General features: G+C 25.0%; 16 protein-coding genes and 5 tRNA genes. 5 read left to right on the forward strand and 16 right to left on the reverse strand.

The features are described 5' to 3' along the window. Positions 1 to 20: 20 nt before the first annotated feature. The 4 genes from rplW to rpsJ are packed head-to-tail and all read right to left on the reverse strand — an operon-like array spanning position 21 to position 1,915. Positions 21 to 317: a 50S ribosomal protein L23 gene (gene rplW / locus TGUWTKB_RS00565; protein WP_041062474.1), complete on the reverse strand. Its 297-nt coding sequence runs from the start codon at positions 315 to 317 to the stop codon at positions 21 to 23. Further along, positions 307 to 918, reverse strand: a complete 612-nt coding sequence (gene rplD / locus TGUWTKB_RS00570; RefSeq protein ID WP_041062476.1) for a 50S ribosomal protein L4 — start codon at positions 916 to 918, stop codon at positions 307 to 309. Before rplD ends, rplW begins: the two co-directional genes overlap by 11 nt. A gap of 3 nt (positions 919 to 921) precedes the next feature. Then, complete coding sequence (gene rplC, locus TGUWTKB_RS00575) at positions 922 to 1,560, reverse strand: 50S ribosomal protein L3 (RefSeq protein WP_041062479.1); 639 nt, start codon at positions 1,558 to 1,560, stop codon at positions 922 to 924. Positions 1,561 to 1,603: 43 nt separating this feature from the next. Further along, positions 1,604 to 1,915 carry a 30S ribosomal protein S10 gene (rpsJ, locus tag TGUWTKB_RS00580; protein ID WP_041062482.1) on the reverse strand — a complete coding sequence of 104 codons (312 nt, stop codon included), beginning with the start codon at positions 1,913 to 1,915 and terminating at the stop codon, positions 1,604 to 1,606. 335 nt (positions 1,916 to 2,250) lie between these two features. Here rpsJ and TGUWTKB_RS00585 point away from each other — a divergent pair. Beyond that, positions 2,251 to 2,340 (forward strand) — tRNA-Ser (locus TGUWTKB_RS00585). A gap of 74 nt (positions 2,341 to 2,414) precedes the next feature. Here the strand turns inward: TGUWTKB_RS00585 and metG are convergent. Continuing rightward, the gene (gene metG / locus TGUWTKB_RS00590; RefSeq protein ID WP_052459516.1) at positions 2,415 to 4,064 is read right to left on the reverse strand and encodes a methionine--tRNA ligase; all 1,650 of its coding nucleotides are present in this window, start codon (positions 4,062 to 4,064) and stop codon (positions 2,415 to 2,417) included. Positions 4,065 to 4,288: 224 nt separating this feature from the next. Here metG and ahpC point away from each other — a divergent pair, with 224 nt between their 5' ends. Then, positions 4,289 to 4,852 (forward strand): alkyl hydroperoxide reductase subunit C, encoded by a 564-nt coding sequence (gene ahpC / locus TGUWTKB_RS00595; protein WP_041062485.1) that lies wholly within the window; start codon positions 4,289 to 4,291, stop codon positions 4,850 to 4,852. Between the two features lie 71 nt (positions 4,853 to 4,923). Here the strand turns inward: ahpC and pyrC are convergent, their stop codons facing one another. The 5 genes from pyrC to dapF form a co-directional block, all read right to left on the reverse strand. Next, positions 4,924 to 5,976, reverse strand: a complete 1,053-nt coding sequence (pyrC, locus tag TGUWTKB_RS00600; RefSeq protein WP_041062488.1) for a dihydroorotase — start codon at positions 5,974 to 5,976, stop codon at positions 4,924 to 4,926. 30 nt (positions 5,977 to 6,006) lie between these two features. Continuing rightward, positions 6,007 to 6,954, reverse strand: coding sequence for a magnesium/cobalt transporter CorA (corA, locus tag TGUWTKB_RS00605; RefSeq protein ID WP_041062491.1), 948 nt, complete (start codon positions 6,952 to 6,954; stop codon positions 6,007 to 6,009). Between the two features lie 180 nt (positions 6,955 to 7,134). Continuing rightward, positions 7,135 to 9,261 carry a UvrD-helicase domain-containing protein gene (locus TGUWTKB_RS00610; protein WP_041062494.1) on the reverse strand — a complete coding sequence of 709 codons (2,127 nt, stop codon included), beginning with the start codon at positions 9,259 to 9,261 and terminating at the stop codon, positions 7,135 to 7,137. 46 nt (positions 9,262 to 9,307) lie between these two features. Beyond that, positions 9,308 to 10,024: a 5-amino-6-(5-phospho-D-ribitylamino)uracil phosphatase YigB gene (gene yigB, locus TGUWTKB_RS00615; protein WP_041062497.1), complete on the reverse strand. Its 717-nt coding sequence runs from the start codon at positions 10,022 to 10,024 to the stop codon at positions 9,308 to 9,310. Between the two features lie 131 nt (positions 10,025 to 10,155). Then, positions 10,156 to 10,980 carry a diaminopimelate epimerase gene (gene dapF, locus TGUWTKB_RS00620; RefSeq protein WP_041062499.1) on the reverse strand — a complete coding sequence of 275 codons (825 nt, stop codon included), beginning with the start codon at positions 10,978 to 10,980 and terminating at the stop codon, positions 10,156 to 10,158. An 87-nt stretch (positions 10,981 to 11,067) separates the two neighbouring features. Between dapF and hemC the strand changes: the two genes are divergently transcribed. Then, positions 11,068 to 12,003 carry a hydroxymethylbilane synthase gene (hemC, locus tag TGUWTKB_RS00625; RefSeq protein WP_041062503.1) on the forward strand — a complete coding sequence of 312 codons (936 nt, stop codon included), beginning with the start codon at positions 11,068 to 11,070 and terminating at the stop codon, positions 12,001 to 12,003. Between the two features lie 30 nt (positions 12,004 to 12,033). Next, positions 12,034 to 12,768, forward strand: a complete 735-nt coding sequence (locus tag TGUWTKB_RS00630) for a uroporphyrinogen-III synthase (protein ID WP_052459517.1) — start codon at positions 12,034 to 12,036, stop codon at positions 12,766 to 12,768. Positions 12,769 to 12,791: 23 nt separating this feature from the next. On the opposite strand, the gene TGUWTKB_RS00635 is transcribed toward TGUWTKB_RS00630, so the two are convergent. From TGUWTKB_RS00635 to trxA, 6 genes are all read right to left on the reverse strand, one after another. Continuing rightward, positions 12,792 to 12,865 (reverse strand) — tRNA-Pro (locus tag TGUWTKB_RS00635). 7 nt (positions 12,866 to 12,872) lie between these two features. Beyond that, positions 12,873 to 12,958, reverse strand: a tRNA-Leu gene (locus TGUWTKB_RS00640). A 68-nt stretch (positions 12,959 to 13,026) separates the two neighbouring features. Then, a tRNA-His gene (locus tag TGUWTKB_RS00645) sits at positions 13,027 to 13,102 on the reverse strand. Between the two features lie 12 nt (positions 13,103 to 13,114). Further along, positions 13,115 to 13,188: transfer RNA gene (locus tag TGUWTKB_RS00650), tRNA-Arg, on the reverse strand. 282 nt (positions 13,189 to 13,470) lie between these two features. After that, positions 13,471 to 14,730 (reverse strand): transcription termination factor Rho, encoded by a 1,260-nt coding sequence (gene rho, locus TGUWTKB_RS00655; protein ID WP_041062510.1) that lies wholly within the window; start codon positions 14,728 to 14,730, stop codon positions 13,471 to 13,473. Between the two features lie 277 nt (positions 14,731 to 15,007). Next, complete coding sequence (gene trxA, locus TGUWTKB_RS00660) at positions 15,008 to 15,340, reverse strand: thioredoxin TrxA (RefSeq protein WP_041062512.1); 333 nt, start codon at positions 15,338 to 15,340, stop codon at positions 15,008 to 15,010. 325 nt (positions 15,341 to 15,665) lie between these two features. Here trxA and TGUWTKB_RS00665 point away from each other — a divergent pair, with 325 nt between their 5' ends. Then, the gene (locus TGUWTKB_RS00665; RefSeq protein ID WP_041062514.1) at positions 15,666 to 15,977 is read left to right on the forward strand and encodes a DUF496 family protein; all 312 of its coding nucleotides are present in this window, start codon (positions 15,666 to 15,668) and stop codon (positions 15,975 to 15,977) included. Positions 15,978 to 16,131 lie beyond the last annotated feature (154 nt).

Raw genomic sequence — 16,131 nt, forward strand, 5'->3', positions numbered from 1 at the left:
TTTTTTTCCTTAAACTATGATTAATTAGTATGACTTGTAAAGTTTATTGTTTGACCTTTTTTTAAAGTAAGATAAACTTTTTTATAATCTTTTTTAGGATATTTATATTTTTTTTTTCTTTTACCCTTTACAATTGTAGTATTTATTTTTTGAATATCTACCATAAAAATTTTTTTGCTCATTAAAAAAATTTCTTTTTTTGTAACATTTTTTTTTACTTTAAATACATATGTATTATTTTTTTCTAAAACATCTGATGTTTTTTCAGAAGAATGTGGTTTTAAATATATTTGTAACACTTTTTTTTCAAACAACATTTAACATTTCCTCTAATTTTTTCATCGCCATAGAAGTAATTATAGTTTTTTTAAAGGTAATGAGACTAACTGGATCAACGTTTTTTATGTGACATATTTTTATTTTATATAAATTACGTGCTGCTAATAAAAGATTTTTTTCTGTTTGATGAGTTATAATAAAAGCTTCTTTTAGCTGTATCTTGCTCAGTTTTTTTATTAATAGTTTACTTTTTGGTTGTTCTATAAAAAATTTTTCAAAAATAATAAGACGATCTTTTCGAATTAATTCTGAAAAAATACTTTTTATTGCTCCTCGATACATTTTTTTGTTTATTTTTTGTGTGTAATCTTGTGTTTTTCCAGCGAATGTTACACCACCAGATCGCCAAATTGGGCTTTGAAAAGATCCAGCACGTGCTCTACCACTACCTTTTTGTTTCCAAGGTTTTTTGCTAGTCCCTTTTACTTCAGAACGATTTTTTTGAGCACTTGTTCCTTGACGATTCACTAATAGATAAGATGTAGTTATTTGATGTATTAATGATTCATTAAATTTATAGTTAAAATTACTATCTGAAACAAGTAAAAAATCATTGATGTCTTGTATTGGTAACTTCATTCGTTATTCCTCTGAAATTTTTACTGAAACTTTAACAAGTAACCTATTACCAATAGAACCTGGTACTGATCCTTTAATTAATAAAAGGTTATTATTTTCATCAATACGTGCTATAGGTAAGTTTTGTATAGTTATTTGTTTATTACCTAATTGGCCAGCCATTTTTTTTCCTTTAAAAACTTTTCCTGGACTTTGATTTTGACCTATTGAACCAGGAACTCTATGAGATAGAGAATTACCATGACTAGCGTCTTGTGTACGAAAATTCCATCTTTTAACTGTTCCAGAGAAACCTTTTCCTTTAGAAATACCAGTAACATCAACTTTTTTGTAATTATTAAAAATTTTAACAGAAAGTTTTTGGCCAACCTTATACATATCTTCTTTTTTTGTACGAAATTCCCATAATCCTTCTCCAGCTTGTATACCAGCTTTTGAAAATTGACCTGATTTTGCTTTATTAATACGATTATTTTTTTTCTTTCCAGTTGTTACTTGAATTGCTTGATATCCATCTTTTAGTAAACTTTTAATTTGAGTTATTTGATTGATATCAATTTTAATTACAGTAACTGGAATAGAAACGCCGTCTTCAGTAAAAATTCGGGTCATTCCTATTTTTTTTCCAACTAATCCAATCATTGTTTAACCTCTTTTGCATCGATAGTCTTTTTTTTAAATTATTTTATCCTAGACTAATTTGTACATCTACGCCAGCAGCTAGATCTAAACGCATTAAAGCATCAACAGTTTTTTCAGTTGGTTCTACTATATCTACTAAACGTTTATGCGTTCTAATTTCATATTGATCGCGTGCATCTTTATTTGCGTGAGGAGAAATTAAAACAGTAAAACGTTCTTTTCTTGTAGGAAGAGGAATAGGTCCACGAACTTGTGCGCCAGTACGTTTAGCTGTTTCAACTATTTCAGAAGTCGATTGATCAATTAAACGATGATCGAACGCTTTTAATCGAATACGTATCCTTTGGTTCTGCATGTGATCAGAGCTCCAGATATAAAAAAATAAAAAAATTGTTTCTTGTTTTAAAATTACAAATATATGTAATTAAAGAAACGCTATAAAATATAATTTTTTTGAAAATTAATTAGATAAATAATTTTACGAAGAGTAAAGAATTATCCTATATAAAAATATATAAAATAGCAATATTTTTTCCTTTTGAGATTATAATAAATCTATTGATTTATTAAAAATCTTTTTGATAAAATATTGATATATTGTTTATAATGCTATTTTAATTAAATAAAACCTATGTTATATATGAATTGCTAATGAATCTTTTTTAAATGATTTTGTCTTATATTCATATTGGTGAGGTGTCTGAGTGGCTTAAGGAGCATGTCTGGAAAACATGTATATGGAAAACTACTGTATCGAGGGTTCGAATCCCTCTCTCACCGTTCTATTAATATACAAAAAAAAAAATAAATTTTTATTAAATAAATTTTAAATAATTATAAATTTTTATAAAATATTAAAAAATTTTTAAATCTTTTAATAAAAAATCAATTTGTTTTTTTTCTATGCGGTTATATAAATGTTTAAAAGATAATATTTTATGATTTAATAATGGTTTTTTTATATCATAAAAGTTTAAATCTTTGTTTAAAAAATACTCTACTTTTTTTGTTATCATAGGAATAATAGGTTTTAATAAAGTTATAATTATTTTAAATAAATTAATGCCCATTGAACAAACTTCTTGTAAAGTAATTAAATTATTCTGCTTTGCTAAAACCCAAGGTTTTTTTTCATCAATATAACAATTAGCTATAGTGGATAAATGAATAATTTTTTTAATTACGTTAGAATACTCTCTATTTTCGAAATATTTCTTCACAATATCAATATTTTTACAAAATTTATTATAAAAGTTTATATTGTCTAATTTAGAAGATAATTGCCCAAAAAATTTCTTTTCAATAAAGAAAGATACACGTGATGCTAAATTAATAATTTTGTTTACAATATCGCTATTTATTTTTTGTAAAAAATCGTCAAAATTTAAATTAATATCTTCTATGGTAGAAGATAGTTTTGAACTAAAATAATATCTTAAACTATCAGAATCTAAATATTTTAACCATGTTTTAGCTTGAATAAACGTTCCTTTAGATTTTGACATTTTTTTCCCATTAACATTTAAAAATCCGTGAACAAACAAATCATTTGGTTTACGAAAATCATTTGCTTCTAATATTGCAGGCCAAAACAATCCATGAAAATAAATTATATCTTTTCCAATAAAATGATAGAGCTCTGTTGTTGAGTTTTTTTCCCAAAATTCGTCAAAATTTATTTTATTTTTGTTTGATAAACTTTGAAAAGAACTCATATATCCTATAGGAGCATCTAGCCACACATAAAAATATTTATTAGGTTGATCAGGTATTTTAAAACCAAAATAAGGAAAGTCTCTTGATATATTCCATTTTTTTAATCCTTGATCAAACCATTCATAAAGCTTTTTTTTCACTTTTATATTAGATAGATTAGTATCTATCCAAATTTTTAAATTTTGACTAAAAGTCGGCAAATCAAAGAATAAATGTTCAGATAAACGAATTTCTAGTTTGACATTAGATATTGTTGATTTTGGTTGTATTAAATCTATTGCGTTATATATTGATCCACATACTTCACAAGTATCGCCATATTGATCTACTGCTTGACATTTTGGACATATACCTTTTATAAAACGATCTGGTAAAAACATTTTCTTTTGGGGATCATATAATTGAGATATTGTATGTTTTTCGATTAACCCTTTTTTTTTTAGATTAAAATAAATTGATTCTAAAAAAATTCGGTTTTCTTCGTTGTGTGTAGATTCATAAGAGTCATGATTAATATTAAATTTTTGAAAATCATCTTGATGTTCTTGATTAATTTTATTAATCATTATTTCTGGTTTGATTTTCAATTCTTTTGCTTTTAACATGATTGCTGTCCCATGAGCATCATCTGCACAAATAAAATATACTATATTTCCACACATACGTTGATATCTTACCCAAATATCTGCTTGTATATGTTCAAGTAAGTGACCTAAATGTATTGATCCGTTTGCGTAAGGTAAAGCACAAGTCACTATAATTTTTTTGCAATTAATTTGATCTTTCATAAAGTTTATATTTAAAAATTTTTTTGTTTTTATAATATAATTTTCATTATAAAAAAGTTATTATTGGTAAATAAAATACATATATTTTTTGTTATGCTTTTTTATAATATAAAGTGAATTTATTTATAGTTTTTATTTTAATAATTTATATATTAAAATATATAATAATTATTTACAACAACTAAACTATATTGCGAAAAAATAACTTTAGGAAAAGTTAAAATATGTCTATGCTAAATACAAAAATTAAACCTTTTTATAACCATGCTCTAAAAAATGGTAAATTTGTTACTGTATCTGAAAAAGATATCCTAGGTAAATGGAACGTTTTTTTCTTTTATCCAGCTGATTTTACTTTTGTTTGTCCAACAGAACTTAAAGATTTATCAAATCATTATTATGATTTTCAAAAATTACAAGTTAATATTTATTCAATTTCTACAGATACTCATTTTACTCATAAAGCATGGTGTGACGCGTCAAAAAGTATTTCAAAGATACAATATACAATGATTGCAGATCCTTCTGGTAATTTGACAAGAAATTTTGAAGTAATGAACGAAGAAAATGGATTACCAGAAAGAGGGACTTTTATTATTGATACTTACGGTATTATTCAGTCAATAGAAATAAATATAGCAGGTATAGGAAGAAATTCAAAAGAATTACTAAGAAAAATAGAAGCTCTACAACATATTAGTGTATATCCAAATGAAGTATGTCCAGCTAATTGGAAAAAAGGAGAAAAAACTTTATTACCTTCAATAGAATTAGTAGGAAAAATTTAAACAGCATTTATAGAGTACTATAAAGTACTCTATTTTTCATTTTTTTAAAATTATACTAAGTTTTTAAAATATTATAAAATTACAGACCAATTCATTACTTCACCTGCTAAAAAAGGAAACGATACTTTTTTTTCAATTTTAATAATTTTATCTATTCTTTTAGGTTTATGAATAAATGTAATTTTTTCTTTATTTAAAGGTAAATTATAAAAATTTGCACCATTTTCAGAAGAAAACTTTTCAAAAAATTTTAAAGCGTTCATTTCTTCAAAAACTTTTAGATACGCTAGAATGGAAGAAGGTGCATTAAAGATACCTGGTTTTATTATTTGACATACCTTGTTACAAAAATAAAAATGCGGAGCTGTATCTGTTCCTAAAAAAAATTTTTTGTTACCACTGGTAACAGCTTTTTTTAAAGCTTTTTGATCTTTTTTTTCTTTTAGGATAGGTAAACAAAACAAATAAGGTAAAAATTTTTCATTCAATAAACTGTTACGGTTGAAAAATAAGTGATGAGGGGTAACTGTTGCTGCTAAAAAATCATTGGATTCTATAACATAATCAACAGCTATTTTAGTTGAAATATGTTCAAAAACAATTTTTAATTCAGGATAATTTTTTATTAATGGTTCTAAAATTATATCAATAAATTTTACTTCTCTATCAAAAATATCAGTATCATTATCTGTAATTTCTCCATGAATTAATAAAGGCATTCCTATTTTTTGCATAACTTCTAATGTTTTAGATATAGCAAAAATATTAGAAACTCCATTTTTTGTATAATTAGTACTGTTTTTAAAATATAATTTTGCAGCAAAAAAAAAATTATTCAAAAATCCATTTTCTATTTCACGAGGATTAGTATTATCTGTTAGATAACAAGTCATTAAAGGAATAAAATGATGATTTGAGGGAAGCGCACGCATAATACGCTTCCGATATTTATGAGACTCTTCGATGTTAGTAATAGGCGGTGTAAGATTAGGCATAATTATAGCTCTACCATATATACTACTAGTATATGGTAAAACTTTCTTTAAAATTTTTTTATCACGCAAATGTACATGAAAATCGTCTGGACGACGAATAGTTATTTTTTCGTTTTTTATGATATTCATAAAGTCGCTACTATTTTAATAATTATACTATTATAACCAATTTTTTCTTTTAAAATATAAATAAGGAGCAAAACCGGCAATAATCATTAGAATAATTGCAGCAGGATATCCAAAACTGAATTTTAATTCAGGCATATATTCAAAATTCATTCCATAACTTGATGCAACTAATGTTGGAGGTAAAAACACTACAGAAACCACTGAAAATATTTTTATTATTCTATTTTGTTCAATGTTTATAAAACCCATTGCTGCTTGCATTAAAAAATTTACTTTTTGAAATAAAGATTCATTATGTGGTAGTAGTGATTCAATATCACGTATTACTTCTTTCGCTTGTTCAGATTGATTACTTGGTAATCTTGTTTTTCTTATTAAGAAATTTAAAGCACGTTGTGTATCCATTAAACATAGACGTACCTTCCATCCTATATCTTCTAATTGTGCAAGCTTAGCAAGAGATTCATCATATTCTTCAACTGATTTTTCTTTCATAATTACTCTACTTAATTTTTCTAAAGCACTATAAACATTTTCAATTTCATCTGCTAATTGTTCTATTTTAGTTTCAAATAAATCAAGTAATAGTTCATAAGCATTACCATCTAACAGTCTTCTATTACGAGCTCTCATACGATAAAGACGAAACGCAGGTAATTCTCTTTCACGTAAAGTATATAGTCGTCCTGTTCTAATAGTAAAAGCAACAGTAGAGTTACCAATATGATCTTCAGAATCTTCATAAAAGAAAAAAGAATGAATATGTAAACCATTTTCATCTTCAAAAAATCTAGCAGAAGCTTCAATATCTTCTAATTCTGGTCTCCTTATTAAATTTTGTCCCAATTCTTTTTGAATTCTTTCTCGTTCGTTTTCTTCTGGTTCTATTAAATCAATCCAAATTGCATAATCTAAAGTATTTTTTTCTAAATCTAAACGTCCAATTCCGTTTTGATTTAATTTAAATGCGTTTAACATAAGAAAAATCTCTAATTTTATATAAGTTAGTTAAAAAGATTGGTATTGTTGTATGAAATGTATAAATAGAAACTTATTAAATAAATATTTATATTTGTTAATTTTTATAAAAATAATTAATAATTTCTATATTTTTAAAATATGAAAGTAAGATAATAACTCATCTAAATAATAAAAATTTTAAATATATATATAATCAGTCAGTATCCATCTTCTGCTATTATCATGAAAAAGAATTTCAATTTTACTTTGTTCTTCATTATTATCTATTTGTAGTACTATTCCAAATCCAAAGACTTTATGTTTAACTTTTTGTCCTTTTTTAAATTTTTGTTTTTTTTGATATTGAAATATATTTTCTTTTTTAGAATATTTAATGTTATTTTTTTTAAAAGGAGATGGTTTAAGATATGCTTTAGGTAATTCTTTTATAAAACGTGACGGTTCTAAAAATTTTTTTTTTCCATAGATAATTTTTGTTTCTGAATAACTTAAAGTTAGTTGTGTCATTGCACGTGTGATTGCAACATATGCTAAACGACGTTCTTCTTCTAATTCATTATTTTCATATGTTTTTTTAGGAAATGTTCCTTCTTCTAAACCTATTACTAAAACTTTTTTAAATTCTAATCCTTTAGAAGCATGTATAGTCATTAATTTTAAAGATTCTTGATCAGTTTTGTTTTCTGTAGAATATAAGACAGTATAAGCTAAAAAAGCTTGCAATGGAGTCATCGTTTTATCTTCATAATTAAACTGATTAGTTGCTGTAATTAATTCTTTTAAATTTTCTATTCTTGATGTTTCTTTTTTTTTTTCATACATACACCATAAACCAGATTTTTTTATTACTGTTTTCGTTTGTATATATAAAGGAACATTTATAAGTTCTTGTGATAAAGAATTAATTAATTTATAAAAATTTTCTAGCGAAACAAAAGCTTTTTTTGTTAAAATATTTGATATTAATAAAAATTTAATAGTTTTCCAAAACGTTAAGTTTTTTTGTTTGGATTGTTGAATAATAAGATTAAATGTTTGAAGTCCTATTCCTCGTGCAGGTACATTAATAATTTTTTCTAAAGCAAGGTTATCATTTTTATTGAAAATTATTCTTAGGTAAGCCAATGCATATTTTATTTCTTGATGCTCAAAAAATCGCATACTACCTTGTATGCAGTATGGTATATGATTTTTTATTAACGCTTCTTCTACTACACGAGATTGAACATTGTTCCGATAAAGAATAGCACAATCTTTTAAAAATTGTCCTTTTTCGATCCAATTGTTTATTTCATAAATTAAAAAATCTGCTTCATCTACTTCATTTTTTGCACAATAGATCTTAATTAATTCTCCTTTTATATCATTTGTCCACAACTTTTTCGTTAAACGATTATTATTATTTAAAATTAAAGTGTTAGCTAAATTTAAAATGTTTTTTGTTGATCTATAATTTTGTTCTAAACGAATAATTTGTGTATTTTTAAAATCATTAATAAAATGTTGAACATTTTCTATTTTTGCACCTCTCCATCCATAAATTGATTGATCATCATCTCCCACTACAACAATATTGCTTTTTTTTCCTGCTAATATTTTAATCCATTGGTATTGAATTCCATTAGTATCTTGAAATTCATCTATTAATATATTTGAAAAACGTTTTCTATAATATTTGAGAATATATGGTTTCTTTAAAAATAGTTCATAAGTTCTCAGGAGTAATTCAGAAAAATCAACTAATCCTGAATTTTTACATATTTCTTCATATTTTTTATAAATTTTTAATAAAGTTAAATTCATTAACTCAGATTGACATTGAATATGATATGTTCGTTTTCCTTCATCTTTTCTTTTGTTAATATATGATAAAATTTTATTTATAGAAATTTTTTTTTCATCAATATTCATTTCTTTTATAATAGATATTAATAAAGAAAGTTGATCATCACGATCTAAAATTTGAAAATTTTTAGGTAAATCTGCATCAGAATAATGAATACGTAATAATCGATATGATAAACTATGAAAAGTACCAATCCACATTTCTTTTCTTTCAAAATTTTTCAATATTTTAATTTTTTTAATTCGATTACAAATTTCTAAAGCTGCCTTGTTAGTAAAAGTTACTGCCATTATAGAGTTAATGTTATTTTTTTCAGAAATCAATCGAGCAATTCGATAAACTAAAACACGTGTTTTACCACTTCCTGCACCTGCTAAAACTAATAAATTTTTAGCTTGAGATAGCACAGCTTCTTTCTGTTTTTGATTTAAATCAATAATCAAATGAGAAACATTCATATATTTAATGTTACTATAAAAAAAATAAGATAATTTATAATTATAGTTATATTAACGAAATAAGCGAATCTAATTTTGAAATCTCCATATGAGGAAGTAAACGTACAGAGTTAATTTTTATTAAATTTTCTTTTTTGTTATTTATCCAACAAGATTGCATACCTGATTTAATAGATCCAAAAATATCTGCAATTAGATCATCTCCTACATGCAAAATATTTTTAATGTTAATTTTTAAACGATAAGAAGCTAGTTTGTACATATCTTCATATGGTTTTGATCTACCGTTTAAACCTGCATATAAAATAAATTTGAAATAGTTTTCAATACCTATCTTTTTAAGTTGAACATTACCGTTTGTAATAGCAACTAATGGAAAATTATTCATTAACTTTGATAAAGTTATATGAACGTTTTCTGATATTTTTATTTTATTACGCCAATAAGAAAATACAGACATAATTTTTTTTGCTCCATTTTTTGCTAAATGAGGTAAAAAACCAACATTTAACATTGCAAGTTCAAGTGAACGAAGTCTCCATTCAGTAACGTTATGGTAAATCTCTGGTTCTTTTTTTAAAATATTTTTGCGTAGCTTTTGATATTCTTTTTTAGTAAAATTTTTGAGCAATGGATGATATTTTTGTAAGGCAATATGAGATTCGTTAATTGTTTTACAAATAACTGAATGATTATCATAAAGAGTATCGTCAAGATCAAAGGTAATAGCATAAATTGGTCTTATTGAACGATAAAATTTCATGAAATTCTCTTAGTTTTTAATATATTATATTTATAATATACATTTTTATAAAAATAATGTTTATTTATAAATAAGTGAAAATTTATAAAAGATTAATAATTTTATATATATAATTTTTATATATTTAAAATTTATATATTGATATCGCCATCATATACATGTGTAGCACTTCCTATCATAAATAAAGGTTTTCCTAATCCCTCCCAAAAAATATCAAGGCTACCACCTAGTAAATCTACTTTAACTTTTTGAGATAAAAAACCGTTTAAATAACCATATGCAACACAAGCACAAGCACCGCTTCCGCAAGCTTGTGTTTCACCAATATCTCTTTCATATACACGTATTTTGATATGTTTATTATTGATAACTTCCATAAAGCTAACATTTATTTTTTCAGGAAATAATGCATTATTTTCTAATAAAGGTCCTAAAATTTTTATTTTAGATTTACTTACATTTTTTTCTTGTAAAATGCAGTGGGGATTTCCCATAGATAAAACACCACATGTTATAATATTGTTATTAACATGTATTTTATATCTTTTTTTTTTTTTATTACATAAAAATGGTATTTTTTTAGGATCAAAAATAGGTTCTCCCATATTAACAGATACATCATTATCGTTTAGTAAAGTTAAATTTATTATTCTATTTTTTGTTTTAACACATATATTTTTTTTTAAAGTCAATCCTTTTAAATAAACAAATCGAGCAAAACATCGTGCCCCATTTCCACATTGTTCAACTTCGTTACCATTCGAATTAAAAACACGATAATTAAAATCACAACTATTATTACGAGAACTTTCAACAAGCAATAATTGATCGAAACCTATACCAAAATTTCTATTAGATAATTTGCTAATAATTTTTGAAGAAAGATTAACTTTTTGATTAATACCATCTATGATCACAAAATCGTTACCTAAACCGTGCATTTTTGAAAATTTCATTTTTTTCTCTAATAGTTTAAAATCTTTTGTTTAAAATTATAATTTTCATATTTTTTACAAAATATAAAAATAAATCAATAATTATATATGTTAAAAAAAATTATTAGAATTGCTACAAGAAAAAGTCCTTTAGCTTTATGGCAAGCACAATATGTAAAAAAAAAATTGTTAAATTTATATAACTACACATTAGAAATTAAAATTATTCCAATTTTAACTGCAGGAGATAAACATTTAAATATCACTATTAAAAATAATATACATCTACATAAATCTTTTTTTACAAAAGAACTAGAAGATGCTATTACGAATAATTATGCAGATATAGCTGTTCATTCTATGAAAGACGTTCCTAATAAATTACCTAAAGGATTAGGTTTAGTTAGTGTTTGTAAAAGAGAAAATCCTTATGATGCATTTGTTTCAAATGATTATGCATCCATTAATGATTTACCGAAATCTGCAATTATCGGAACATCAAGTATAAGACGTCAATTTCAACTAAATAATTACCGTTCAGATTTAATTACAAAAACATTAAGGGGAAATGTAGAAACTAGACTTAAAAAACTAGATTTAGGAAAATATGATGCAATTATACTTGCAGTATCCGGTTTGAAAAGATTAGGAAAAGAAAAAAGAATTAAAGAAATATTACCAATAGAGTTTTTTTTACCATGTGCTGGGCAAGGCGCAATTGGAATAGAATCTCGTTTATCTGATATTGAAACTGTTAAGATTTTACGTCAAATTAATGATAAAAAAACAGCTTGTTGTGTACTTGCAGAACGTTCTATGAACAATTATCTTGGGACAGGCTGTCAAAGCCCTACGGGAAGTTTTGCTATCATTAAAAATAAAAAAATTTGGTTACGGGGTTTTATAGGTTCTGTGAATAATAAAAAAATTATTTTTGATGAAAAAAAAGGACCATTAAATCAACCTATAAAAGTTGGAATTAATTTAGCTAAAAAGCTTATTAAACAAGGAGCACATAAAATATTACATGAACATTATTTATAAGAATTTTAAAAAAAATTGACTATTCTAATTATGCGTCCTGAACCTGATGCAACAAAATTGGTGAAACTTTTAGAAAAAGCAGGTAAAAATGCATGGAGTTTTCCATTAATTAAATTTTTACCAGGGAAAGATTTACATAAGCTTCCTAAAATTATACGTAAACTAAATGCAGGATCTTTAGTCTTTATATTATCTAAGCAAGTAATTTTTTATATTTCGTTATTTATTAAAAAAAAAATTTATTGGCCAAAAAACATCAATTATTACGCTATTGGAAAAAATACAGCGTTAGAAATGTATAAATTCACTGGAATTCAACCAAAATATCCTAAAACACATGAAACTAGTGAAATGCTAATTAAATTTTTTGAATTGAAATCCATTTCTAAAAAACAAGCACTTATTCTAAAAGGAAATAGAAGCAGAAGTGTACTTTCCAATTTTTTAAAAATTCGTAAAACAAATATTAGTTTCTGCCAATGTTATAAAAGAATTTTTAAGCAACATATAACTAGTTATGATATAGAAAAATGGAAAATAATAGGTATAAAAACATTAGTTGTTACTAGTAGTGATATTTTGAAACGGTTATTTTTTTTATTTTCATCTACTAATAATAAAAAATGGCTTCTGAAATGTAATATTTTAGTAGTTAGCGAGCGCTTAGCAAAGTTAGCATTTAAAATAGGATGGAAAACAGTAAAAATTGCAAAAAATGCTAATAATAAAACTTTATTTAAAGAAATTTTATCAAATAATTTTTAATATAACTATCTTAATTTAATGAATCGGCGAGAGAGGATTTGAACCTCCGACCCACTGGTCCCAAACCAGTTGCGCTACCAAGCTGCGCTACTCGCCGTAAAAAATGCGAAGAGAGGGAGTCGAACCCTCATGTCTTTTTTTAGACTCTAACATCTGAAACTAGTGCGTTTACCAATTTCGCCATCTTCGCTTATAAAAAATTATAGCATTTATTAAACAAAACAGAACTAACATGATGCTATACGAAAAGTAAAAATTTGGGGTGACTAATGGGATTTGAACCCACGACCACTGGAGCCACAATCCAGTGCTCTACCAACTGAGCTATAGTCACCATTTTTTTTAGTGCGCCTGACAGGATTTGAACCCGAGACCTCTGCCTTCGGAGGGCAGCGCTCTATCCAACTGAGCTACAGGCGCTTATTTATAAAAATATAAGCACTAGTCGGTAGTTTACGAATTTATGATCATACTGTCCAGTAATTTTGTTTATTTTTTTATATTTTTTATAGCAAAAAGTATTTTTTTTAATAGTTTTATTGTTTATTAATAACTTTTTTAAATATTTTTTTAAAAAATCAGAACAATATATTAATGAATAATTAAGACTATGGAATAGTATTAAAATATAATTAGTTTTGAATGAAAAAAATTTATGAATAATATTAAAATATTTATTTATAATATAACAAATATTAGCTACTAAGAACGTTTCATCATATCAAAAAATTCATTATTTGTTTTTGTCATCGCTAATTTATTAATTAAAAATTCCATTGCATCAGTTTCATTCATTGGATGCATGATTTTTCTTAAAATCCACATTTTTTGTAATTCTTCTTGATAAGTTAATAATTCTTCTTTTCTTGTTCCAGAACGATTATAATCAATAGCTGGAAAAACACGCTTTTCAGAAATTTTTCTTGACAAATGTAATTCCATATTTCCTGTTCCTTTAAATTCTTCATATATTACTTCATCCATTTTTGATCCTGTATCAATAAGTGCAGTAGCTATTATAGTTAAACTACCACCTTCTTCAACATTTCTTGCAGCACCAAAAAAACGTTTAGGTCGATGTAACGCATTAGCATCAATCCCTCCTGTTAAAATTTTACCGGACGCAGGAACAACTGTATTATAAGCACGTGCTAATCTAGTAATAGAATCTAATAAAATAACTACATCTTTTTTATGTTCTACTAAACGTTTTGCTTTTTCAATAACCATTTCTGCTACTTGAACATGGCGAGAAGCAGGTTCATCAAAAGTAGATGCTACTACTTCCCCTTTTACTAATCGCTGCATTTCAGTTACTTCTTCTGGTCGTTCATCAATTAGTAAAACCATTAATACACAATGTGGATAATTATAAGCGATGCTTTGAGCAATATTTTGTAAAAGCATTGTTTTTCCCGCTTTTGGCGGAGCAACAATTAAACCACGTTGCCCACAACCGATAGGAGAAGCAAGATCTAATACACGAGTAGTAAGATCTTCGGTAGAACCATTTCCTCTTTCCATCCTTAATCTAGAATTTGCATGTAAGGGAGTGAGGTTTTCAAATAAAATTTTATTACGAGCATTTTCTGGTTTATCGTAGTTAACTGCATTAACTTTTAATAATGCAAAATAACGTTCTCCTTCTTTAGGAGGTCTAATTTTACCAGCAATAGTATCACCAGTACGAAGATTAAAACGTCTAATTTGACTAGGTGATACATAAATATCATCTGGTCCAGCAAGATAAGAACTATCTGAAGAACGGAGAAAACCAAAACCATCCTGTAACATTTCTAATACACCATTACCAAAAATATCTTCCCCACCTTTTGCATGTTGTTTAAGAATAGTAAAAATAATATCTTGTTTGCGCATACGTGCTAAATTTTCCAGTCCCATTTTTTCGCCAAGAATAATTAGCTCTGAAACCGGTTTATTCTTTAATTCCGTAAGATTCATAATAATAGATTCTTAAACTTTTGGATAATTTTAAACTTAATGAATATGACAAAATAAATTTTATTGCATATTTTTATGTGTATATATTATAAAAAATCAATTAATGATTTTTTAACTTTAGTATTAATTGGGTATATTTTTTAGTTTTAAAAAAAAATGTAATTATAATTATATTTTTTTAAGTAAGATTTTTTATTTATTATAAGTAATATACTTGTAATTTTTTAACGTTCAGCGGTAGATGTTTTTCCGCTGACGTTTTTTTGCATAAAAGGTATTAATCTAAGTTAGGACTTAAAAAACTTTTTAATTGACTTTTAGATAACAAACCAACTTTAGTACTAATTACTTGACCGTTTTTAAATAAAATTAAAGTTGGGATACCTTTAATATCATATTTTGGTGAAGTTTTAGGATTCTTGTCAACATTTAGTTTAGCAACAACTAGTTTTTCTGCGTATTCTTCTGCTATTTCTTCAAGAATAGGCGCAATCATTTTACATGGTCCGCACCATTCAGCCCAAAAATCTACTAAAATTAAACCTTGTGCTTTTAAAACTTTTTCTTCAAAGTTTTTATCGTTTACATGTATTATTTTGTTCTGACACATATTATACTCCAAGAAATTAATTTCTAGTAAATAATTTTATAGATATTTTTTTTTAATGATAAAATTTTTGTTTTAACGTATAAGTTTTTATATATAACAATATAATATAAATTTTTATTTTATTGTACTGCCATTATATATAAAAATTATAGATAAATTTTGTCAAAAATTTCATTCGTATAAAACATTAAAAGTGAAAAATATTATGAAAACGTTTAATTTTTTAATTTTGTTTTTTTAATTTTACTAACATCTTCGTACTATCTAATATATATTATTTATAAAAATCAATACTTTTAAAAAATTTTATTTATAAAGGTAATTTATGGAAACTTCTAAAAAATCATTTTTTCATGTCTTAGAATTTGTTCATATTTTTCGTCGCAAAAATAAATTACAACGAGAAATTGATGATAATGAAAAAAAAATTCGTGACAACCAAAAACGTGTTCTTTTATTGAAGAATTTAAGCGAATATATTAAAACTAATATGAAAATTGAAACTATTCAAAAAATTATTAAAACAATGCAAATTGATTATGAAGATCGTGTAGATGAATATATTATTAAAAACGCTGATCTTTCTAAAGAAAGACGAGAATTATCAGAAAAATTAAAAGATATGGATAAAAATTAGCAATTTTTATTGATAAATTAAATTATCTTTGTTTTTATTTAAAATTTACATAAAATAATTGGTAATTACTTAGATGTTACTTTGCAATTTAACTAATTAAAAAAATAAAAACTGAAAAAAATTTTTCTAATTATATCCCTTTTTTAATATTATA

Origin of the sequence: Candidatus Tachikawaea gelatinosa (genome assembly GCF_000828815.1) — a bacterium.
Lineage (GTDB): Bacteria > Pseudomonadota > Gammaproteobacteria > Enterobacterales > Enterobacteriaceae > Tachikawaea > Tachikawaea gelatinosa.